At 50.5% G+C, this 386-nt stretch carries 1 protein-coding gene; it reads right to left on the reverse strand.

Going from position 1 to position 386, the window contains the following annotated elements:
• The coding region (locus tag KVT11_RS19570; protein WP_217609120.1) for an AMP-binding protein at nt 1-386 on the reverse strand (386 nt) is incomplete at both ends.

The raw sequence follows: 386 nt of genomic DNA on the forward strand, positions 1-386 counted from the left end.
CCTGTACGGTACATGCGCTCTCCTGGATAAAACGGATCTGGGACAAATCGTTTGTCCGTTTCCTCTGGGAGATTCCAGTAGCCTCTTGCCAGTCCTTTCCCCGCAATCACGAGCTCACCCGGTACGCCTTGCGGCGAGAGGTCATATAACGAACCCATAATGTAAAAACGAGTATTGGCAATCGCTGTTCCGATAGGAAGCGTGCCTTGATCTGGATCAATGATCCCGCTTGTCGCCACGACCGTATTTTCTGTTGGGCCGTAGTTATTGACGAGTTTGTATGGAACGGGCTTCACCTGTTTCAGCTTGTCCCCGCCTGTCAGTAAGTAACGGAGAGAATGATTGTCCATCGACATAAACTGCTCACATAGCTGTGTTGGCAGGAA

It is taken from the genome of Bacillus sp. GbtcB10 (assembly GCF_019091365.1).
GTDB classification, from domain to species: domain Bacteria; phylum Bacillota; class Bacilli; order Bacillales; family Bacillaceae; genus Bacillus; species Bacillus altitudinis.